The organism is Micromonospora sp. CNZ280, assembly GCF_011759515.1.
Window position 1 is genome coordinate 813,804 of the sequence record NZ_JAAOYP010000002.1, and the last position, 21,166, is coordinate 834,969.

Below are 21,166 nucleotides of genomic sequence, written 5' to 3' on the forward strand. Positions count from 1 at the left end.
ATGCGGGTTCTAACTTTTGATGGAGGGCCGCTCGCCGGTCCGCTCCCTAAGGTGGAGGACCTGTGGACACCACCGCTCCCGCCCTGACCCCGACCACGCGGGCCCTGGTCTGGTGCCTCCACCTGCTGGTCGTCACCCTGCTCGTCCTGGCCGGCGGACGCGCCGTGGCCGACGGCGAACCGGATGCCGCGATCGTCGTCGTCGCCGCGGCGGTGTTCGCGCTGGTGTACGCGGCCGGCGCGCTGCTGCCCGGCATCCGTCACCGCCGGAGGGCCGCCGTCTGGTGGCTGGCCGCGATGGCAGCGGCGTGGTTGGTGCTGCTGGCCCTGTCCCCCGACGGGGTGTGGGTCGCCTTCCCGCTGTACTTCCTCCAGCTGCACCTGCTGCCGCGCCGGGCCGGGCTGCTCGCCGTCGCCGCGACCGCGCTGGCGGCGATCATCGCCCTCGCCGGCCATCGGGGCTCCTTCAGCACCGCCCTGGTGATCGGCCCGGCGCTCGGCGCCGCGGTGGCGGTGGCGGTGGTGTGGGGATACCAGGCCCTGTACCGGGAGAGCGAACGACGCCGGCGCCTGATCGAACAGCTGACCGCCACCCGCGCGGACCTCGCTCGAGCGCAGCACGACGCCGGTGTGCTGGCCGAGCGGGAGCGTCTCGCCCGCGAGATCCACGACACGCTCGCCCAGGGACTGTCCAGCATTCAGCTGCTGCTGCGCGCCGCCGAACGCGCCCTGCCCGGCCGGCCGGAGGCCGCCGTCGACCATGTGGGCCAGGCCCGCCAGGCCGCTGTGGACAACCTCGCCGAGGCGCGCCGCTTCGTCGCCGCCCTCAGCCCGCCGGCTTTGGCCGGCACCACGCTGGCCGGCGCGCTGGAGCGGCTGTGCGCCACCACCAGCGCTCGACACCGGATCACCGCACACTTCCGCCTCACCGGCACGCCTGTCCCGCTGCCCACCGCACACGAGGTCGCCCTGCTACGGATCGCCCAGTCCGCTCTCGCCAACACCGTCCGCCATGCCGACGCCACCACCGCCGAGCTCGCCCTCAGCTACCTCGGCGACCACGTCGTCCTCGACGTCGTGGACGACGGAACCGGCTTCGACCCCGACCAACCGCTCACGCGGGAATCCGAGAACGGCGGGTTCGGCCTGGCCGCCATGCGCGCCCGCATACAGTCGATCGGCGGCACCCTGAGCGTCGAATCCGCTCCCGGCCACGGCACCGCCCTGGCCGCCCGACTTCCCCTCGTCACCCGCGGCGAGAACGAACCCGAGGCCGGCCCATGACCGACAGCCCCATCCGACTCCTCCTCGCCGACGACCACCCCGTCGTGCGGGCCGGGCTGCGCGCCGTGCTGGCGGCCGAACCCGGTCTCGTCGTCGTGGCCGAGGCCGACACCGCCGAGGGCGCCGTCGCCCGCGCGGCCGCGGGCGACATCGACGTCGTGCTGATGGACCTGCAGTTCGGCACCGGCATGAACGGCGCCGAGGCCACCGCCGCGATCACCGCCCGGCCGGACGCCCCCCGCGTCCTGATCGTCACCACCTACGACTCCGATGCCGACACCCTGCCCGCCATCGAGGCCGGTGCCACCGGATACCTGCTCAAGGACGCCCCCACCGAGGACCTGGCCGCCGCCGTACGCACCGCCGCCGCCGGCCGCGCCACCCTGGCCCCGGCGGTCGCGGACCGGCTCATGAACCGGCTGCGCACCCCCGGCACCGCGCTGACCCGGCGCGAGATCGAGGTCCTCGCCCTGGTCGCCGACGGGCTGTCGAATCAGGCCATCGGGCGCCGCCTTCACCTCACCGAGGGGACCGTGAAGTCCCACCTGGCCCGGATCTACACCAAGCTCGGCGTCGACTCGCGCACCGCCGCCACCGCCGCCGCCACCGACCTGGGCATCATCCGCCGCCGGCCCGGCCAACAACGGCCCTGACCGCGGTCGGGCCGACAGCGAGGATCTTGAGCGCCGGGTGAGGTGTTGATCACTGTGGCCGCCGCCATCCGAGCCGGCCCGCACCGCAGCCACCGCCCGGGCCAGGCGCGGCGGCGGTAGGTCGGACGAACCGCCCAAAGCGCAACCAGTGGCCACCGCGCTAGCTTTGCGCGGTGCGCGGGTATCGGATCGGCGTCCTCGGACGGATCGAGGTGAGCGTCGACGGGGTAGCTGTGTCGCTCGCCCCGCTGGAACGGGCGTTCGTCGCGAGCCTGCCAGCCCACCATGGACGCATCGTTTCCGTCGACCGCCTGGTCGACGGCCTCTGGCCGAACCGCTCGCCCGCGGGAGCGCGCAACCGGGTCCAGGCGATCGTCGCCTCGGTCCGGCGCAGGACGACGCCGGAGCTGATCCGCACCAGGTCACCCGGCTACGAGCTGGACGCCGCGGTGGTGGTGGACGCGGCGGAGTTCGCCGCCGACGTGCAGGCCGCCGCGGCCGCCACGGACGCCCGCTGTGCCGTGGAGCGGCTCGACCGGGCGCTGGCGCGCTGGCGCGACGACGCGTTCGTCGACGTCGACGCGAGACTGGTCGACGTCGAGCGTGACCGCCTTCACGAGCTCCGCGGGCACGCGGTCGAGCTGCGCGTCGAGGCACTGCTCTCACTCGGCCTACACCAGGAACTGGTGCCGGAGCTGACCACGATGGTGCGTGACCGGCCCCTGCGGGAGCGGCTGCGCGGCCAGCTCATGGTGGCCCTGCACCGCAGCGGCCGGAAGGCGGAGGCGCTCGCCGTGTACCGGGCCGGAGCCCGGCTGCTCACGGAGGAGCACGGTATCGACCCGGGGCCGCAGCTGCGGCAGTTGCACCGGGAGATCCTCGGCAGCGATCAGGAGGTGTCCCCGCCGGCCCGGGTGCGGCCCAACCAGCTCCCGGGCGTCACCGGCGACTTCATCGGACGGGACAAGGAACTCGGGCTGCTGCTGTCGTTGCTGGGGCGCACCCCACCGGCCGCGGGAGCCGCGCAGATCGTCGTCGTGACCGGGCTTGCGGGAACGGGCAAGACCACCCTCGCACTGCGCGCGGCGCACGAGAGCCGCCACCGCTTCCCGGCCGGGTGCCTCTACGCGGACCTGCGCGGCAACACCACGGACCCGGCGCGGCCCGGCACGGTGCTCGGCGCGTTCCTGCGTGCCCTCGGGGTGGCCGGCGAGGCCATCCCGGCGGCCGACGAGGAACGTGCGGCGCTGTACCGATCCGTGCTCGCCGACCAGCCCATGCTGGTGATGCTGGACAGCGCGGCGGACGCGGCGCAGGTACGGCCGCTGCTGCCGCCCGGTGGCAGCGGGGCGCTCATCACCAGCACCACGGCGTTGCCCGGGCTGGCCGGCACCGAGGTCGTCCCGCTCGACGTCCTGCCGGTCGACGACGGCCTGGACCTGCTGGCCGGGCTCGCCGGCGCCGAGCGGATCAACCGGGAGGCCGCGGCGGCCGCCGACGTGGTGGAGCTGTGCGGTCGCCTGCCGCTGGCCTTGCGCATCGCCGGCGTGCGGCTGGCCGAGCGGGAGGCGATGCCGGTGGCGCGGCTGCGCGACCGGCTGCGCGACGAGCGGCGCCGCCTCGATGAACTGTCGCTCGACGGGCTCGACGTACGCAGCAGCTTCACCGTCGGGTTGGAGCGGTTGCCACCGCCCGCCGCGCGGCTGCTCGCGGTGCTCAGCCGTACGTCGCTGCGCAGCTTCGGCATGTGGGACGAGAGCACCGAGCCGCTGCTGGAACAGCTGTGCCGGGCCCACCTGCTGACCGCCGATTCCAGCGGCCGGGTACGCATGCACGACCTGGTCCGCCTGCACGCCAGGGAGCGCACCGAGATCCCCGCCGACCAGGTGATCGCCTGGTACGCACGACTGCACGCGTACGCCGAGCGCGCCGCCGCGTCGCTGCCCTGCAAGGCCCTGCCGGTGGCGGACGTGGCGTGCGCGATCGACGCCTGGGACGCCGTCGACTGGTTCGAGGCGGAGCGGGAGAACCTGGTCGCGGCGGTGCACGACCTGCTGCGGCTGGACGCGGTCGACCTGGCGGGGCGGTTGGCCTGCACGATGGGCAACTTCGCGATGATGCGCAGCCAGCACCTGCCCGAGTTCGTCGACTGCCTGCGCGGCGTGCTCGATCGCCACCCCGACCTGCCGTCACCGACCCGGATGTCACTGCGGCTGCACCTGGGCACGGCCTACCGGATGGTGAACCGGCACGCCGAAGCCGTGCCGCTGCTGCGCACGGCACACCGGGACAGCCGCGGGCCGCTGGTGGCACACCGGCTCGCCGCACTGCACGGCTACTCGCTGTGCTGTCGTACGCTCGGTCGGCTGCGGGCGGCGGACGCCGCGCTGCTGCTGATGGTGCGGTTGTGCGCCGCGCACTGGCCGGTCGGCCCGGTCGGCGGGCACGTGCTGCTGACCCTCGGCGAGCAACACGCGCAGTACCAACTCACCTCACCGTTCGCCCACGCCGCCTTCACCGCGGCCCTGCGGCTCTTCGAGGACAGTGGCGACCTGTGGGGCGAGGCGCTCGCGCGGGAGAGCATCGGGCTGCTGCACCGACACGCCGAGCAGTGGCCGCAGGCTCTGGAGCAGCTACGGCAGGCGGTGACCGCCGCGCGCCGCCTCGGTGACCGGATGAGCGCGACCACCGGCGAGCAGGCGCTGGCCGCGACGCACCTCGCCGCTGGCGACACCGACGCCGCACGCCGGCTGCTGGTCCGTACGGTGTCGGCGTTCCGCGAGATGCGCCACGAGTGGGGCGAGGCGATCTCCCGCCGGCTGCTCGGGAAGGTGCACCTCGAGGAGGGCGACGCGGGTCAGGCGGTGGCCGAGCTGGAAGGCTCGGTGGCGATGCTGCGCGAGATCGGGCAACCGTTTCCGCTGGCGAACTCGCTGAGCCTGCTGGCGCGGGCGCAGGCCGCCCTGGGCAGGCAGGACCGGGCCGTCGTGCTGGGCGAGGAGGCGCTGCGCATCTTCGAGCACTTCGACGCCGCGTACGCCGATGACCTGCGCGGACGACTGGCAGGCTGGCGGAGCGCAGCCGGCGCGCAGTAGAAGCGCAGGGCGCGCGCAGCGGCGACCCGCACAGTGATGGGCAACCACCCCCACAAAGGAGGTTCGCTCATGACCAGGATCATCAACCGCGTCGGCGACGCCATGCTCGGCAAGATGCTCGGCCGCGAGGAGGCCGGCGCCTGCGTGCCGGAGCACGGCCAGGCGTGCGGGTGCGTCGCGTCCAACGGCTACTGCTCGGGCGGTTCCTACTTCCGCTACTACCGGCAGGGCTACTACAACTGCTACGGCTCCTGCGTGACCTCGACGTCGCGGCCGATCTGCTACACCAAGAAGGTCGGCGTCTGCTGACCTGACTTCCCCGGGGGCCGCGCCGTCCGGCGCGGCCCTCACCCCTCTGACTCGCCGAGGAGTTCCCATGTCAGGTTTCGCCTACGCCGCCATCGCCGTCGTCGGCGCGGTCGCCGTGCTCAACCTCGTCCTGACCCTGGCCCTCGCCCGGCGGCTGCGCGAGGTGCAGGCCGGCCACGCCCACGACCACGACGGCGAGCCCGTTCCCGAGGTGCTACCCGCCCCCGGCCTGGATGTCAGCGGCTCCCCGCACGCCGACCTGGCCACCGGCCGGCGCACGGTGGTCATGCTGACCCCCACCTGCCCACCCTGCCAGGATCTCCTGGACACCCTCACCGACGACGCCGAGCGCTACCGCAACGACACCCTGGTGTTCATGATCGGCACGCCGGCGGAGACGGCGGCGATGGCCCCCCGCCTCGCCGCCTTCGACACGGCGACGATCTCCGAGGCGCAGGCCGAGAAGGAGTTCCGGGTCAAGGGGTTCCCCGCCGTGCTGTCGGTCGTCGACGGCGTCGTCGTCGACGCCAGCCACCAGCTTCCGGTCCTGGCCTGAGACGTGGCCACACTGCGAGCCGCCCTGCGGCTGGGCTGCGCCGACCCGAAGGCCCTCGCCGCCATGGTCACCCTCGTCCTCGTCGGCGCGGCACCACCGCTCGGCATCGCGTGGTTCACGAAGCTGCTCTTCGACGAGGTCAGCAGGGGCCACGAGGCGAGCCCGTCGACCGCCACCTGGTACGCGGTGGCGATCGCCGTCCTGGGCGCCCTGGCGGCGATCGCCAGCCGCGTTTCCGGCTACTTCACCACAGCGCTGCAGAACGCGATCACGATCGCCGCCGACGTGCGGCTGTACCGGAAGCTGAACACCTTTGTCGGGCTGGGTCCCTTCGAGCAGCCGGCACTGCGCGACCGGCTGGCGCTGGCCCAGCAGGCCGCCACCCAGGCGCCGTACGCCGTCGTCATGTTCACCGTCGACGTGGCCCAGAACGTCGTCACCATCGGCGGCTTCGCCGCGATCCTGGCGTCCATCTGGCCGCCGGCCGGCCTGCTCCTGCTCGCCGTGGCCGTGCCCGAGTTCCTCATCCAACTGCGGCTGTCCCGGCGGGCCGCGCGTGCCATGGAGGACAGCGCCGGCCTGTTCCGGGCCCGGTTCCTGTTCCAGAGCGTGCTGACCGACCTGCGCGCCGTCCGGGAGGTGCGCCTCTACCAACTCGGCCGGTTCTTCCACGACCGGCTCACCGGTGCGGTGCGGGCGGCCTCCCGGATCGAGCTGGCCGCCGCGCGGCATGCCACGGTCGTACAGACCTGCTGGGCGCTGGCCGGCGCCGCCGTGACCCTCGCCGCGACGGTGATCGCGGTGAACGCCGCGGTGCGCGGCCGGCTCAGCCTCGGCGACCTGACCCTCCTGCTGGCCGCGTTCGCCGCGACGCAGAGCGGCCTGGCCGGCATCGCGGGTCAGTTCGGCGAGGCCGGCACGGCCATGCGGCTGTTCCGGCATTACGTCGCCGTCCTCGACAGCCCCGCCGACCTGGCCGACGGGACCCTGCCGGCACCGCCGCTGCGTACCGCCATCAGGTTCGAGGACGTGTGGTTCCGCTACGACGAGGACGGCCCGTGGATCCTCCGGGGGGTCGACCTGACGATCACCGCCGGTGAGGCCGTCGGGCTGGTCGGGCTCAACGGAGCCGGCAAGAGCACCCTCGTCAAGCTGCTCTGCCGCTTCTACGACCCCGACCGCGGCCGGATCACCTGGGACGGGGTGGACCTGCGCGAGCTGCGGGTCGAGGCGCTGCGCCGGCGGATGGGCGCGGTGTTCCAGGACTTCATGTGCTACGACCTCACCGCCGAGGAGAACGTCGGCATCGGCCGGCTGCCGCACACGACCGGGCAGGTCGAGGAGGCGGCCGCGCGCGCCGAGATCCACGACCGCCTCCGCGCCCTCCCCCACGGCTACGCCACGCTGCTCAGCCGTACCTTCGCCGACCAGGACGGCGAGCCCGGGGTGACGCTCTCCGGCGGGCAGTGGCAGCGGGTCGCGCTCGCCCGGTCGCTGATGCGCGCCGACGCCGACCTGCTCATCCTGGACGAGCCCAGCTCCGGACTCGACGCCGATGCCGAGACCCGGGTGCACGCGTCGCTGGCCCGGATCCGGCACGGCCGCACCGGCCTGTTGATCTCCCATCGGCTCAGCACCCTGCGCGACGCGCGGCGCATCGTCGTGCTGGACGCCGGCCGCGTCATCGAATCAGGCGCGCACGACGAGTTGATGGCGGCCGACGGCGAGTACGCACGGCTGTTCCGCCTCCAGGCCGACGGCTACCAACTGGCGGCGTCATGACCGGCTGGCTGCGCCGCCGCTGGCGGCTGGTGGTCGTACGCGGGCAGAGCATGGCGCCGACGCTGCGCGACGGCGACCGGCTCCTCGTCCGCGTCGGGCGGGCGCCGGCCGCGGGTGACCTGGTCGTCTTCCGGGCCCGGGACGTCGTCCCGGACGCGGACCTGACGTGGATGGTCAAACGCGTGCACCGGGTCGAACCTGACGGCGCCGTGACGGTGCGCGGGGACAACGCCCACAGCCAGGACTCACGGCATTTCGGGGCGGTGCCACGCGAGGCGATCCTCGGCGTGGCCAGCGGGAGGCGATGACGTGTACGTCGAGATCGGGTGCCGGGTGCTGCTCGGTACGGTGCTGCTGGCCGCGGCGGTCGGCAAGGTGTCCGGGCGGGCCGCCTACCGCGAGTTCACCAACTCGGTCCGCGACCTGGGCTACCGGCCGGCCGGGCCACTCGCCGCGGCCGTGGTGACCGCCGAGTTCACCGCCGTCGTCCTGCTGGCGGTGTTCCCGCTGGCCGGCTTCCTCTCCTCGGCCGCCCTGCTGCTCGCCTTCACCGTCGCCATCGCCGCGAACCTGCGGCGCGGCGGCGGCACCTGCCGGTGTTTCGGCCGCACAGCCGCGCCGCTGGGCCGGCACCACGTGTGGCGCAACGCGTTCCTCATCGCCGTCGCCGTCGCCGGCGCGCTCGCCCCGGCCGGGCCCGTACACCCGGGCGAAGCGGTGGTGGCCGTCGTCGGCGCGCTGGTCGTCGGGGTGCTGGTCGTCATGTTGGACGAGCTGCGTTACCTGCTCGGCGCGCCCAACCGGACGTGACCGCCGAGCCGGTCGGGTCGGCGGTCACCCGAGGTCGACGGGCCGCCGCAGCCGGTTTCCGGCTGACGCTGAACTCGTTGCCGTCGGGGTCGGCCAGCACGACGGCGCCGTCCGCACCGACCTCCAGCCGGGTGGCGCCGAGGGAGATCAGCCGGTCGACCTCCGCCTGCTGGTCTCCACCGGCCGGGGTGAGGTCGAAGCGCTGCCGGTTCCGGCCCTCCTTCGGGGTCACGGGCGGCCCTCCCCACGCGACCTTCGTACCGCCGTGCGGCGACTGGATCGCGGTCTCCTCGTTCTGGTCCCACACCAGCGGCCAGCCGAGCGCCTCGCTCCAGAACAGCCCGACCTCCCGGGTGCCGTCGCAGGCGACCTCGCCGAGCAGGCCGCACCCGGCGAGGAAGTTGTTGCCCGGCTCGATCACGCAGAACGCGTTGCCCTCGGGGTCGGCCAGGACGATGTGCCCCTCCTCGGGCCGCTGCCCGACGTCGAGGTGGCCGCCGCCGAGCCGCAGCGCCGTGGCGACCGTGTGCTGCTGGTCGTCGGGGCCGGCGCTGGTCAGGTGCAGGTGCAGGCGGCGGGCCGACCCCACCTGCTCCGCGGGGCTCGGGACGAACCGGAGGCCGACCTGGGTGTCGTCGCCCGGCAGGAACGCGCCACCGGCGTCCTCGACGACCTCCCGACCGAGCAGGCCGGCCCAGAACCGCGCCACGCGGGTCGGGTCGTGCGCGTCGAAGGTCACCGTCAGGGTTCGCGAGAGCATCACTGCACAGTAGGTACGGCGCGGCGGGACGACAAGGCGGTTTCCGGTCGGTCAGCCTTCCGCCTCCCCAGCCGGACCCGGTCGCGTCTCCGGGGCGGCAGATCAGCCTCCGCGAACGTCCGGTGTGCGGGAGGACACGGAACCTGAGCTGCGGTTGGACACGAAGAGGGCCGCCGTCGCGGCGGACGTCGCTCTGCGCCACAGGTTGAGAAGGTGGCCGACCAGGATCACCGCGCCGGCCCCCGCGCCGGCCAGCAGCAGCGGGATCGCGGTGAGGCGCCACGGCCATCGAAGGCCGCCCAGCTCCCGGTCGGGCACCGGGTACTGGAGGGACTTGCCGACCCAGCGAGCGGTGGCGACGTCGTAGGTGTCGGCGATGTCGCGCAGCGCCCCGTCGAAGGGAAACTCGCCCGGATCGTGCAGCGTGACCACCGGGACGGACGGGTCGCCGAGGGCGGCGGAGCCGCCGGAAGCGCCGTCGGGCACCAGCACGCGGTCGAAGCCCGGCTTCGCCGGCTGCCAGCCGGAGCGAGGCAGGACCGTCAGGCCGTGCCGGGAACGGACCGCCCGACCGTCGACGCTGAACGCCTCGAGGCGGGCCAGGTAGGACAGTTCGGTGTAGGGGCGGAAGGCGGCGGCCAGTTCGATCTCGCCCACACCGTCGGCCAGCAGCACGCCGGTCGTCGGCCGGTCCCACCGGTAGGCGGCGCTCAACAGCGCCACCAGGTCGCGCGGCGCCGGATTCTCGCCGGCGATGGCGACCGGACCGCCAGGTCGGTAGCCGGACCAGCGCAGTTCCCGAGACACCCGCTCGGCCTCCGCGGGCCCGAGGAGACGCTCCACGACCCGGAGCGCGCCGTCGATCCCGGACAGCACGCCCGCGGTGGTGACGATGTCGCCGTCGTCGACGAACCGGACGCCCTCGGTCCAGTTCACCTCCGGATCGCTGCGGCGCAGCCCGATCAGCTTGAGCCAGTGCGAGGTGGCCGGCCGGCCGTCGAGGAGCCCCGCGTCGGCGAGCACCTCGGCGCCCACGCACACGCTCATCAGCAGCGGGGCTCCGTGCCGCCGCTGCGTACGCAGCCACTCCACCACGTCCGACGTGGGGCCGTGCAACTGCGGCACGACGATGACGTCGGGCGGCTCGGCCGCCCGGGCCGCCAGTTCCGCGAAGCTCAGGTCGGGAACGAGGTCGAGACCGCCCGTCAGCGTCACCGGGTCGGCGGTCGGCGCCACGGTCACCACGTTGAACCGGCCGGTCGCCGCGAAGACCTCGTACGGCGCGAGCGTGTCGGCGACGTTGGCGCCCGCCGAGCCGAGCACGACGGCCACCGTCGGCCGGTCCGGATCAAGGACGGGCGCCGGACGCGCGGGCGAAGCGACACCCGGAGCCCGCTCGGGGTAGACCTCGCCGGCCGCTTGCCGGGCGCCCAGCGTGCCCACGGCGGCGGGCAGGCCGAGCGCCGCCACCGTGATGATGACGATGTGTGCGATCCGTCTGCGCATCCGCAACTCCTCGCTCGGGACGGTCCGGGGTGCGGCCGACTCGGGCCGACCGGGTCAGCAGCCGGTGAGGTGGTGGCGACGGCGCAGCAGCACGGCCAGCATGGCGGCCAGCATGAGGACGTGGACCGCGATCATGAACGGCATCGTTCCGATGACCCCGGCCCACACCAGGGGCACCAGCGCGACGGGGACGTACATGGCCGCGCACATCTCGAGGGTCGCGGCCCATGGGTGGCGGCGGACGCCCATCCAGGCGGCCATGCCGATCGCCATGTCCGTCGCCATCAGGAGGTACGCGGCGCCGGGGCGCTCGGCGAACGGGACGGTGAGCCCGATGAACGAGCGGAGCGTGCCGACCACCAGCATGCCGACGGTCATCGCGACGACCATCTCGACGTAGTGGCGGACCAGCGGACGCACGAGACGTACGGATCGGCGGTGGGCCGGTGTGGCCGGGTCGGTGGTTGTCATGGACCCACCGTGCGCGGCGGGCCGCCGTCGAGGCGACGCTCGGCCCGGTGTTGGTCCGAATACTTGGGCTGGCTGTCGGGCGGACATGTCGCCTGCGGGCGGAGCGGCACGTAGCGTGGCACCGTGGGGAGCACCCGTCGCGTCCTGGTCGTCGGCTATCCCGCGGCCGAACTGCTCGACATCGCCTGCGTGACGGCGTCCATGCAGATGGCCAACTACCTGCGCGGCCGGGCGATCTACGGGCTCCGGCTGGCGTCCCCCGGCGGCGTTCCGATCCGCACCGCGACCGGGTTGGTGGTAAACGCCGAGATGGCGCTGGAGCGGGCTCGTGGACCGTTGGACACGCTCGTCGTCTGCGGCGGGATCGGCTACGTGGACGCGATGCGGGACGAGCGCCTGGTCGCCCACGTCCGTCGACTCGGCCGGGAGGCGCGCCGCGTCGCGTCGGTGTGCACCGGCGCCGGCGTGCTGGCCGCGGCCGGCCTGCTCGACGGGCGGCGGGTCGCGACGCACTGGCACCACGCGGCGTACCTTCAGGGGCGGTTCCCGCAGGTGCGGTTCGACAGCGACCCCATCTTCATCGCCGAGGGTGACGTGTGCACCTCGGCGGGCGTGACGGCGGCGCTGGACCTCATGCTGGCGTTCATCGAGGCCGACGAGGGTCCGACGCTGGCCAGGGACGTGTCGCGCCATCTGGTGACCTACCTCCAGCGGCCCGGCAACCAGGCGCAGATGAGCATGTTCACGGCACCGCCAGCGGTCCGGCACTCACTGGTCCAGGACACCGTCGCGTACATCTCGTCGCACCTGCACGCGGACCTCTCCGCGGCGACGCTGGCCCGGCTCGCCGGGGTCAGCGAGCGGCATCTGGCCCGGCTGTTCCACCGGCAGCTCGGCGTGACACCGGGCCGGTTCGTCCGGCGGGCCCGGGTGGAGGCGGCCGCGCACCTGCTCACCGGGACCGACCTGACGATGGCGGCGATCGCGGGTCGCTGTGGCTTCGGCACCGTCGAGGCCCTGCGCCAGGCGTTCGTCGGCACCTACGGCGTCTCGCCGTCGCACTACCGCGCCACCCAGTCCACGTCCGGTGACCGCGTGGAGGCCACGACCCCGACGGGCCGGGCGTCCCCGTAGCGCGTCGTCCGCGTCCCGACCTACGATCCCGCCGTCCCGGGCGGGCCGGCGAGCACGGTGGGGACGAACTCCAGCAACTGGAGCCGGCCGTCGAACGTCCGGTTGCCGACCATCTCGAGCACGACGTCGGGCCACTCGTCGTAGGTCCGCTCCCGACCTGATCTGCCGGTGACCACCGGAATGACGACCACGCGCAAGCCGTCCAATGCGGTGATGAAGTCGACCATGAGATCTGACATGTCGACCTGGGGATCAACACACGACGGCGTACCGGACGTGGGCGGCGTACGGCGACGGGTGGACCGAGGGAATCGTGAGGTCGATGTCCCGGTCGAAGCCCTCGAAGAGCCGCTTCCCGCCGCCGAGAACGACCGGGGCGGTGGTGATGCCGAGTTCGGTGACCACTCCCGCGCGGAGCGCCTGCCGGATGATGTCGGCGCCCCCGCCGATGGCGACGGCACCGTCGCCGGCCGCCCGCCGGGCCACGGCCAACGCCGCCTCGAACCCGTCGACCATGAGGAAGCCGGTGCTCGGGTCGGGCTGGAACGCGGTGCGGTGGGTGAGCACGACCAGGGTGCCGCCGAACGGATTCCGGCCGCCCCAGGCGCCGGCGCTGTCGTACATGCCCCGGCCGCACCGGCCGGCGCTCGTCCCCTCGAGCAGCGCGTCGTAGTAGGCCCGGTCCGCGTCGGTCATGCCGGCGCCGGGATCGCGCTCCGTTTCGTAGGTCCACGGGCCGCCCATCACCCAGTAGTGGCGGCGCCGCTCACCGCGCTGACCGAACCGAGGTCGACCGGGGAGCTCAGCCGGGAGCTGCACTGGACCGAGCCCACGATCTCGTATCACCTGCGTGTTCTCCTGGCCGCCGGACTCGTGGACCGTAACCGGCGCGGACGCCGGGTCCTGTACCAGCGCACTCCCCTCGGGTCGTCTCCGCTCGCCGCGGCGACGAACGCCAACGTCGCCCGCCGCTGACGGCACACCGTTCGGAGCGGGAAGCCCGGCGCGGGCAGCGTGCGGTCTCTCCGTTCAGACCAGCAGTCGAGCTGTCCTCATTCGTGACTGAGCAGCTCGGCGGTCGGCAGCCGCTGAATCAGGATCGCCGGTACCAGCGCGGCGAGCACGGCCAGCAGCAGCGCCGCCGCGGTCACGGCCAGCCCCAGCACCGCCAACCGACCGTCCACCCGGCCGACCAGCAGGGCGACCGAGCCGAGGCCGGCGGCAACCCCGAGCACGCAGCCGAGCGCGCCGATGCCGAGCGCCTCGTAGATCAGCAACCGGTTGAGCGCGGAATCCGGCCAGCCGACGGCCCGGAGCGTGGCGAACTCGGCCGCCCGTTCCCGCACGTTGAGGTAGAGCACGTCGGCCACGCCGAGCACGCCGAACAGCAGCACTCCACCGGCCGCCACCAGGTCCACTTCGCGTACCTGCACGGAGACCGCCTGCCCGAGCAGCGAGCCGACCATGCCGTCGTTGAACGCCCAGAGCGCGGCGGCGATCAGGGTCACAGCGCCGACGCCGGCCGCGAGGCTCACCGCTCCGGCGAGGGTCCGTGCCGGCGCCCGCACCAGGTTGGCCGCCGCGAGTCCGGCGACGGTCCGCGCGGCGGCCCGGCGGGCGGGCGCCGCCCTCGCCTGGAGCGCCTCCGCCGACCGGGTACGGGCGGCCCGCAGTGCGGGCAGGGCGCTCGCCGCCGCGGTCAGCAGCACCGCGATCGGCACGCACAGCAGGGTGACCGTGCCGGCGACCCGTACGTCGGCCAGTTGGGCGAGCGGACCCGACAGCGCGGCGCCGAGCAGCCCCGCGGCCAGCCCGAGTGCAGTGGTCTCGGCGAGGATCAACAGGCTCAGCCGCCAGCCGGGCCAGCCGACGCAGGCCAGGATGGCCAGCTCGCGGCGGCGGGCCCGGACCGCGGTGGACACCGCGTTTCCGACCAGCAGCGCGCAGACCACCAGCAGCAGCCCCAGCAGCAGGACGTTCTTGCGGTCGACCGCGGTGACGATCTCGGCCGCCACGCCCTTGCGGGTACGCGCCTCCGACAGGTTGAGGTCGGGACGGCCGTGCGGGCCGGCGGGCAGCAGCACCGGGCTGGGTACCGTCGAACCGCCCAGCACGATCTCGACGGTCAGGCCGGTCTGCCGGACGATCTCGTCGGCCACCATCCGGACCCGTTCCCGGGCCACCTCGTCGAACCGGTCGATCCCGGCGACCCGGACCCGTACCGAGCTCAGCGGAGCGGCGGTCATCGCCGACCCGAGGCTCGCGTACAGCTCACCGGCCGCGGTCAGGCTGGTCACCAGGCCGGGCGGACGGTGCGGGTAGCCGAGCGGGTCGTCGCCCGGCAACAGCGGGCGGTCACCGAGCAGGCCCCGGGAGCGTCCGTCGGCGCCCACCGGCGGGGCCGGATGGTAGAGGTCGAGGGCCGGCTGCGCGGCCTGGGAGTCGACAGCATCCGGCGCGAAGCTGCCCACCGGGGTGACCGACCACTCCGACTGCCCAAGCAGACTCACCGGATCCGCCGTCCCGACACCGCCGGCGCCGAACCAGGAGTCTCGCCACACGTCCTCGATCGTCGGGTCGGTCGAGTCGGAGGTTGATCGGGGCAGCACCCGGGCGACCCCGTCGGGCTGCTGTGTGTAGGTCAACGGTCCGGGCCGGAGCAGTGCCAGGATGCCGGACAACGGGGCCTGCTCGGCCAGGGCGGCGTCGAGTCGGGCGCGGTAGAGCCGCGCCAGGTCGTGCTGGACCGCCCGCGGCGGCGTCTTCGCCGAGTCGCGCAGCAAGGTCCAGAGCGCCTCCGTCGCGGTGCCGGGCACCCGGTCGGCGGTGGAGCCGGTCAGCCGGGACACGGCGAGGTCGATCCGTTCGTCCAAGGCGAGGTCGGCGGCGGCGAGCACCGGCAGCGTCCGACCGGCCGGGCCGGTCGTGGGCAACGGGGAGAGCTGGGTGAACGGGGGCGCCGGAGCGACGGCATCGGCACCGGTCAGATAACGGCCCTGGCGGACCGCCCGGTCCAGGCCGACCAGACGGGCCTCTGCCGCTGGATCGATTCCGGCGACCAGCACCGGCACCACCGCCGGCAGCCGGACCTCCAGCCGTGCGGTGGCGGGAACGGCGGACGCAGGACGGCCGCTGGTGAAGACGGAGGCCAGCCGGAATGTGCCGTCCGCGAGCACCTGGTACGCCTGCACGTCACTGACGCTGGTCCGCCGGGCGTCGGGGTCGAAGCTGCTCACCGCGGTCTGGCACACCTGCCGGTGGCGGCCGTCGGGCTGCACCTCCAGGATGCCGCCACCACCCGTGCCCGGGCACTCGGCAGCGGAGGTGGACTGGCTGATCCGGGTGCCGTCGGCGTAGACGTACATTCGCCCGCGCTGGTCGGAAAGCGGCACCAGGGGGCGCCGGGACACGTACACGTAGGTCGGCGCGGTGGTCAGCGTGCTCAGTCCGCGGTCGCCGCTGATCCGGGCTGCCACCTCGATGACCTGCCGCTCGGCCGACCGGTCGATCTGGTCGGTCAGGTCCACCCGCAGGTCCGGCCGGATGTCGGCGAGGCCGAGAACCGCCAGCGGGGCGGCCACCTCGACCCCGGGGATCCGCTCGATCCGCCGCCACTGGTCCAGGCCGATGCCGCCGTAGGTCGCGGTGGGTCGGGTCTGGTCGAGCAGGCCGGTGGCCGGCGCCGAGGGATGAACCAGGATGTCGTACGACGGCCGGAACTGCCCGTCGACGGAGCCCTGGGCGACCAGCCGGGAGGTGCTGGCGGCGCCGGTGAGCACGGTGAACCCGGTGGTCGCGACCAGCACGGCGGAGAACATCGCCAGGCTCCGGCCGGGGGTGTTCCGCAGCTGTGACCAGACCATCCGCAACATGGGTGGCTCTTCTCCGCTCGGGCAGTGTGGGCGTCCCCCCGGGCGGGGCCGCCGTCATCGATGCGATTGTGCTCCGGTCGGCGGCGCGTCGAGGGGACACGAACTCAGAGCCAGCCGCGGTCGCGGGCCTGCCACCCCAGTTGCAGCCGCGACCGCGAGTTGGTCAGTTCCATGAGGTGCTGCACCCGACGGACCACCGTGCGGCGGCTGACGCCCAGCCGCGCGCTGACCGCCTCGTCGGTCAGGCCGGCGACGAGCAGGGACAGCAGGTGCCGGTCGTCGGCGGAGATCGCGTTGGCGGCGGCGAGGTCGGCGGAGTCCGCCACGGACAACGGCGTCGCCTGGTTCCAGACCGTCTCGAAGAGCGCGATCAACGCGTCGAGCAGGCCACACGGGTGCACCAGCAATGCCGCGTCGTGTGCCGCCTGCGTCCACGCCAGCGGCAGCAGGGCCAGCTCGCGGTCGGCGACGGCGAGCTTGGTCGGGAGGCCGCGGGCCAGTCGGGCCTGCTCGCCCTCCTGGACATGCACCACGACGCTGGCCACGAAGCCGGGATCGGTCAGCGCGTCGACGTCGTACACCGCCCGGTAGGTGATCCCGGCGGCCTGCCGTTCGAGCTGCTGGCGGTTGACGTCCTTCGGCACCGCGTACGGCGGGGCGACCAGCACCCGCATCTGCTGCCGGGCGGTACGTTGCAACCGGTCGAAGGCCTGCGCGACCGCCGCCCGACCGGACACGATCTCGATCAGCTCCTCGGTACGCCGATTGCTGGCCCGGCTGCGCGCCTCCTGGGCGAGGCGGTGGGCGGCCGCCCGTACGCCCTCCAGCTCCTCCTGGCGGCGGCGGACCTGCTGCTCCACCGCCAGCTCAGGGGGAACCGGTACGACCCGCTCCTCCGGAGCCGGGGTGTGGTGCACGAAGCCCTTGCGCTGCAGGGAGAGCACCGCGCGGCGCACCCGGGCGGGGGTGAGCCCGGTCCGGGCGGTCAGCTGGATCAGCGTCGCGCCGCCCTGGCGGACCAGTGCGAGGTAGGCGGCCTCCTCGGCCGCGCTCAGCCCCGCCGGTCCAAGCACGATCGTCCTCCCCTGGCGCATCTGGGCCATGTCACAGCTGCGCTGACTCTAGATCCTTTACGGTGCTGCTGACGAGGTGTGACGCTGCCTGCCGTACGGCCGGCACGTCGAAGGGGGCCTCGTGTTCAGCTCGTTACGTAGGGTGTTCGCCGCAGCGGTAGCTGCGGTCACCATGGTCGCCGTCACGCCAGCGGCCGCGACGGCCTTCGCCGCTGACGCAGTTGCGCCAAGCGCGGCGCCCGGCTCGGCGTACACGGTCACGCTGATCAACGGTGACGTCGTCCGGCTCACCCGGTTCGCCGACGGCCGGCAGGAGGCGACCATCGACGACCGGGGCAGGCCGAACCGGCACGGCTTCCGACTGTCCCACCGCGACGGTGACGTCTACGTGGTGCCGGACGAGGCGTTGCCGTACGTCTCCGCCGGCGTGCTGGACGAGGCGCTGTTCAACGTCACGGATCTCGTCGCCGAGGGCTACCACGACGCGGCGAGCCCGACCCTTCCGCTGCTCGTGGCCGGGGCGCCCGCCACCGCCGGCGCCCGGGCAGCGGTGCCGGACACCCCGCCCGGCGCCACCCGGACCCGCGTGCTGTCCAGCATCGGCGCGGTGGCGGTCACCGGACGCAAGTCGGAGGCGCGGGCGCTCTGGGCGGCGCTGACCACCGGGCCGCGTACCCTCGCCGCCGGCGAACGGAGGGTGTGGCTGGACCGGCGGGTCCGGGCCGACCTGATCGACAGCGTGCCCCAGATCGGCGCACCGGCCGCGTGGAAGGCCGGATACGACGGGCGGGGCGTCACCGTGGCGGTGCTCGACAGCGGCTACGACCCGACCCACCCGGACCTCGCCGGCCGGGTGGCCGCCACCGCGGACTTCACCACCGAGGGCGGTACGGCGGTCGACCGGTCCGGGCACGGCACGCACGTCGCCGCGACCATCGCCGGCAGCGGCAAGGCCGGCCGCGCCGGTGGCAGCGGCGTGGCACCGGGCGCCCGGCTGCTGGTCGGCAAGGTCCTCGACGACACCGGATACGGCGACCTCTCCTGGGTGATCGCCGGCATGGAGTGGGCGGTACGCCAGGGCGCCCGCGTGGTCAACCTGAGCCTCGGCGCGCCGTCGTACGGCGGCTCGGACCCGGTCAGCGAGGCGGTCGACGCGCTGAGCGCCAGCTCGGACGCGCTCTTCGTGGTCAGCGCCGGCAACTCCGGCCCGGGGCCGCAGACCGTCGGCACGCCGGGCATCGCCACCGCCGCGCTGACCGTGGGCGCGGTGTCCAAGCAGGATGCTCTGGCGGACTTCTCCAGCCGGGGCCCACGCCTCGACGACGGTGCGGTCAAGCCCGAGATCACCGCACCCGGGGTCGGGATCGTGGCGGCCCGGGCGACGGGCACCTCGCTCGGCCAACTGGTCGACCAGAAGTACACAGCGATGTCCGGTACCTCCATGGCGGCGCCGCACGTGGCCGGCGCGGCCGCGCTGCTCGCCCAGGCCCGTCCCGAGTGGCGGCCCGAACAGCTCAAGGCCGCGCTGGTCAGCAGCGCCGAGCCGGTCGGCACGGCGCCGGTCTGGGCGCAGGGCGTGGGCCGGCTGGACGTTCCGGCGGCGCTGGGCCAGACCGTCCAGGTCGACACCGGCAATGTCGTACTCGGGCAGGTGCCGGCCGGGTCCGAGCCGCGCAGCGTCGACGTGGTGTACCGCAACACCGGCCGGAAGCCGGTCACCCTCGACCTGACCGTGGCCGCCACCGACACCGGCGCCACCGGCCGGGCTGCCGCGTTGACCGTCACGCCGGACCGGTTGACCATCGCCGCCGGCGGACGGGCGACGGCGACCGTCCGGCTGGACACCGCGGCCACCAGGCCGAACCAGTACGCCGGGGTGCTCACCGCCACCACCGCCGGACTGCGGCTGCGGACCCCGGTCGGCCTCAGCGTGACCCCGCCGGTGCACACCCTCACCATCGAGGCGACCAACCGGGACGGTCGCCCGGCCACCGGCTTCCCCGACCGGGCGGAGCTGTGGAACCTGGACACCGGCGCGCAGCACTACGGATTCTTCGCCGACGGCCGGGCGACGGTGGAGCTGCCCGCCGGGCGGTACTCACTGATGGCGCTCGTGCACAGCCTGGACGCCGGCGGCACCGAGAAGGACGTCACCGTGGCGGGCGACCCGGAGCTGCTCGTCGACGCGGACCGCACGGTGCGCCTCGACGCGCGCGCCGGCAACGAGATCCGGATGGACGTCGCCGACCCGACCGTGATCAGCCGCGGCGCTGTCTCCTGGCAGCGCACCGCCGGGAGCCGGTCGAACCTGTCCGGCTGGGCGTTCAACCCGTCCAACGTCCGGCGGGTCTACGCGGTGCCGACCCGGCCGGTCTCCACCGGCACCTTCCAGTTCTTCAGCCGGTGGGATCTCAGCGCCCCCGAGCTGACCGCCGAGGTGGCCGGCGAGGGCGGCTTCCGGCTGGCCCGCCCGCTGCCGCTGGAGTACGCGCCGTTGCTCGACGGTACCCACACGCTGCCACTGGTCGACGGCGGCGACGGCGGGCCGGCCGGGCTGGGCGCCGCCCGCGGCGCGGCGCTGCTGCTGCGGTACGTCGGCGACGAGGCGGTCGCGGAGCAGTTGCGGGCCGCGGCGGCGGCCGGCGCCGTGGTCGTGCTCTTCGCCCCGGACAAGCCCGGGAAGATCTACGCCGGCGGCTACGGTTCAGCGGTACCGGCCTACCAGATCGAGTACGCCGACGGCCAGCGGCTGCGCGAGCGGTTGGCGGCGGGGACGGCGACCGTCGACCTGACCGGCGTGGCAACCAGCCCCTACCACTACGACCTGCTGCTGGCCGAGCCGGACCGGATTCCGGCCGACCTGCACTACACGTCGCGGGAGCTGGCGCTGGCCACCGTTGACAACGAGTTCCACCAGCACGCGCCGGAGATGTTGGCGCTGGACTCGCGCGGCGGCTACCCGGACGGGGTGAGCGTCGCGTTCAGCTTCAACCGGTCGGTGACCGCGGGGCAACGACGCACCGACCACGTCAACACCAGCGGGGTGCTCTGGCGCGCCCAGGCCACCGCCGAGGGCGAGAACCGGCAGGGAACCCAGGGCACCATGTACGGCCCACTGCGGGCGTACCGGCCCGGTGAACGGACGCGGGAGGTGTGGTTCCCGGCCCTGACCCGGCCCGCCGTCCCGGCGGGTGCGCCGAACCACCCGTACGGGACGCCGGCCAACCGGTGGCACGACACGATCCGGGTGGCCGTGCCGCAGTACGCCGACGGCGCCGCCACGGCGTACGGCTGGATCGACGGCGGCTCCGACCGGGCCCGGCTGACGCTGCGCTGCGGTGACCAGGTCATCGGCACCACCACCCGATCGTCACAGCAGTTCACGGTCGGCCCGGGCAACCGGACCTACCAGCTGACCCTGGACGTGACCCGGGACCGGTTCCCGGAGCGGGTCTGGTGGACCACCTCGACCGCGACCTCCACCACGTGGACGTTCCGCTCCGGGCGCCCCAAGGGCGACGAGCCGCTGGTGCTGGCGCTGCCGCAGCTCCGCTACGACCTCCGGACCGACCTGTCCAACGCGGTCCGCGCCGATCGGCCGTACCGGCTGTCGCTCGAGCCGGGCTACCAGCCGGGGGCGACCGGGCCCGGCCGGTTCGAGGTCACCGTGTCGGTGTCCTACGACGACGGCGCCCGCTGGCGGAAGGTGCCCACCCGAGGCGCCGGGACGGTGACGGCGACCATGCCGGCGGCACCGGCGGACGCACGGTTCGCCACGGTCCGGGTCACCGCCACCGACCGCGCCGGCAACCGCATCGACCAGACCATCACCAGGGCCTGGAAGGTGCTGCCCTGACCTCAC

General features: G+C 74.0%; 18 protein-coding genes. 11 read left to right on the forward strand and 7 right to left on the reverse strand.

Features of this window, described 5'->3' with window-relative positions:
• Window positions 1–62 precede the first annotated feature (62 nt).
• The 8 genes from FHX32_RS18755 (at window position 63) to FHX32_RS18790 (ending at window position 8,488) form a co-directional block, all read left to right on the forward strand.
• Window positions 63–1,283, forward strand: a complete 1,221-nt coding sequence (locus tag FHX32_RS18755; RefSeq protein WP_167184598.1) for a sensor histidine kinase — start codon at window positions 63–65, stop codon at window positions 1,281–1,283.
• Window positions 1,280–1,936 (forward strand): response regulator transcription factor, encoded by a 657-nt coding sequence (locus tag FHX32_RS18760; RefSeq protein ID WP_167184601.1) that lies wholly within the window; start codon window positions 1,280–1,282, stop codon window positions 1,934–1,936. Before FHX32_RS18755 ends, FHX32_RS18760 begins: the two co-directional genes overlap by 4 nt.
• 173 nt (window positions 1,937–2,109) lie before the next feature.
• Complete coding sequence (locus tag FHX32_RS18765) at window positions 2,110–5,031, forward strand: AfsR/SARP family transcriptional regulator (protein WP_167184604.1); 2,922 nt, start codon at window positions 2,110–2,112, stop codon at window positions 5,029–5,031.
• Between the two features lie 69 nt (window positions 5,032–5,100).
• Window positions 5,101–5,340: a hypothetical protein gene (locus FHX32_RS18770; RefSeq protein WP_167184607.1), complete on the forward strand. Its 240-nt coding sequence runs from the start codon at window positions 5,101–5,103 to the stop codon at window positions 5,338–5,340.
• 67 nt (window positions 5,341–5,407) lie between these two features.
• A complete protein-coding gene (locus tag FHX32_RS18775) occupies window positions 5,408–5,896 on the forward strand; it encodes a thioredoxin domain-containing protein (RefSeq protein ID WP_167184610.1) in 489 nt (162 codons plus the stop codon).
• A 3-nt stretch (window positions 5,897–5,899) separates the two neighbouring features.
• On the forward strand, window positions 5,900–7,678 hold the full coding sequence (locus FHX32_RS18780; protein ID WP_167184613.1) for an ABC transporter ATP-binding protein: 1,779 nt from the start codon (window positions 5,900–5,902) through the stop codon (window positions 7,676–7,678).
• Window positions 7,675–7,986 carry a S24/S26 family peptidase gene (locus tag FHX32_RS18785; RefSeq protein ID WP_167184616.1) on the forward strand — a complete coding sequence of 104 codons (312 nt, stop codon included), beginning with the start codon at window positions 7,675–7,677 and terminating at the stop codon, window positions 7,984–7,986. The genes FHX32_RS18780 and FHX32_RS18785 overlap by 4 nt, the downstream gene beginning before the upstream one ends.
• 1 nt (window position 7,987) lies before the next feature.
• On the forward strand, window positions 7,988–8,488 hold the full coding sequence (locus FHX32_RS18790) for a MauE/DoxX family redox-associated membrane protein (RefSeq protein ID WP_167184619.1): 501 nt from the start codon (window positions 7,988–7,990) through the stop codon (window positions 8,486–8,488).
• Here the strand turns inward: FHX32_RS18790 and FHX32_RS18795 are convergent.
• The 3 genes from FHX32_RS18795 to FHX32_RS18805 all read right to left on the reverse strand — a co-directional run bounded on the left by FHX32_RS18795 (window position 8,439) and on the right by FHX32_RS18805 (window position 11,225).
• Window positions 8,439–9,248 carry a VOC family protein gene (locus FHX32_RS18795; protein WP_208418861.1) on the reverse strand — a complete coding sequence of 270 codons (810 nt, stop codon included), beginning with the start codon at window positions 9,246–9,248 and terminating at the stop codon, window positions 8,439–8,441. The genes FHX32_RS18790 and FHX32_RS18795 overlap by 50 nt on opposite strands.
• A gap of 102 nt (window positions 9,249–9,350) precedes the next feature.
• Complete coding sequence (locus FHX32_RS18800; protein WP_167184625.1) at window positions 9,351–10,754, reverse strand: DJ-1/PfpI family protein; 1,404 nt, start codon at window positions 10,752–10,754, stop codon at window positions 9,351–9,353.
• A 54-nt stretch (window positions 10,755–10,808) separates the two neighbouring features.
• Window positions 10,809–11,225 carry a hypothetical protein gene (locus FHX32_RS18805; protein WP_208418862.1) on the reverse strand — a complete coding sequence of 139 codons (417 nt, stop codon included), beginning with the start codon at window positions 11,223–11,225 and terminating at the stop codon, window positions 10,809–10,811.
• Between the two features lie 123 nt (window positions 11,226–11,348).
• Between FHX32_RS18805 and FHX32_RS18810 the strand changes: the two genes are divergently transcribed.
• Window positions 11,349–12,359, forward strand: coding sequence for a GlxA family transcriptional regulator (locus FHX32_RS18810; protein WP_486481180.1), 1,011 nt, complete (start codon window positions 11,349–11,351; stop codon window positions 12,357–12,359).
• Window positions 12,360–12,379: 20 nt separating this feature from the next.
• Here FHX32_RS18810 and FHX32_RS18815 read toward each other — a convergent pair whose 3' ends face one another.
• Window positions 12,380–12,598, reverse strand: coding sequence for a hypothetical protein (locus tag FHX32_RS18815; RefSeq protein WP_208418863.1), 219 nt, complete (start codon window positions 12,596–12,598; stop codon window positions 12,380–12,382).
• Window positions 12,599–12,611: 13 nt separating this feature from the next.
• The gene (locus tag FHX32_RS18820; RefSeq protein WP_167184628.1) at window positions 12,612–13,055 is read right to left on the reverse strand and encodes a dihydrofolate reductase family protein; all 444 of its coding nucleotides are present in this window, start codon (window positions 13,053–13,055) and stop codon (window positions 12,612–12,614) included.
• Between the two features lie 57 nt (window positions 13,056–13,112).
• Here FHX32_RS18820 and FHX32_RS18825 point away from each other — a divergent pair, with 57 nt between their 5' ends.
• Window positions 13,113–13,334: a helix-turn-helix domain-containing protein gene (locus FHX32_RS18825; protein WP_167184630.1), complete on the forward strand. Its 222-nt coding sequence runs from the start codon at window positions 13,113–13,115 to the stop codon at window positions 13,332–13,334.
• Between the two features lie 77 nt (window positions 13,335–13,411).
• Here FHX32_RS18825 and FHX32_RS18830 read toward each other — a convergent pair whose 3' ends face one another.
• Together FHX32_RS18830 and FHX32_RS18835 are read right to left on the reverse strand one after the other, a co-directional pair.
• Window positions 13,412–16,231: an ABC transporter permease gene (locus FHX32_RS18830; RefSeq protein ID WP_167184633.1), complete on the reverse strand. Its 2,820-nt coding sequence runs from the start codon at window positions 16,229–16,231 to the stop codon at window positions 13,412–13,414.
• A 104-nt stretch (window positions 16,232–16,335) separates the two neighbouring features.
• Window positions 16,336–17,304, reverse strand: coding sequence for a helix-turn-helix domain-containing protein (locus FHX32_RS18835; RefSeq protein ID WP_208418864.1), 969 nt, complete (start codon window positions 17,302–17,304; stop codon window positions 16,336–16,338).
• 172 nt (window positions 17,305–17,476) lie between these two features.
• On the opposite strand from FHX32_RS18835, the gene FHX32_RS18840 reads away from it, so the two are divergent.
• Window positions 17,477–21,160, forward strand: a complete 3,684-nt coding sequence (locus FHX32_RS18840) for a S8 family serine peptidase (RefSeq protein WP_167184638.1) — start codon at window positions 17,477–17,479, stop codon at window positions 21,158–21,160.
• Window positions 21,161–21,166: the final 6 nt, after the last annotated feature.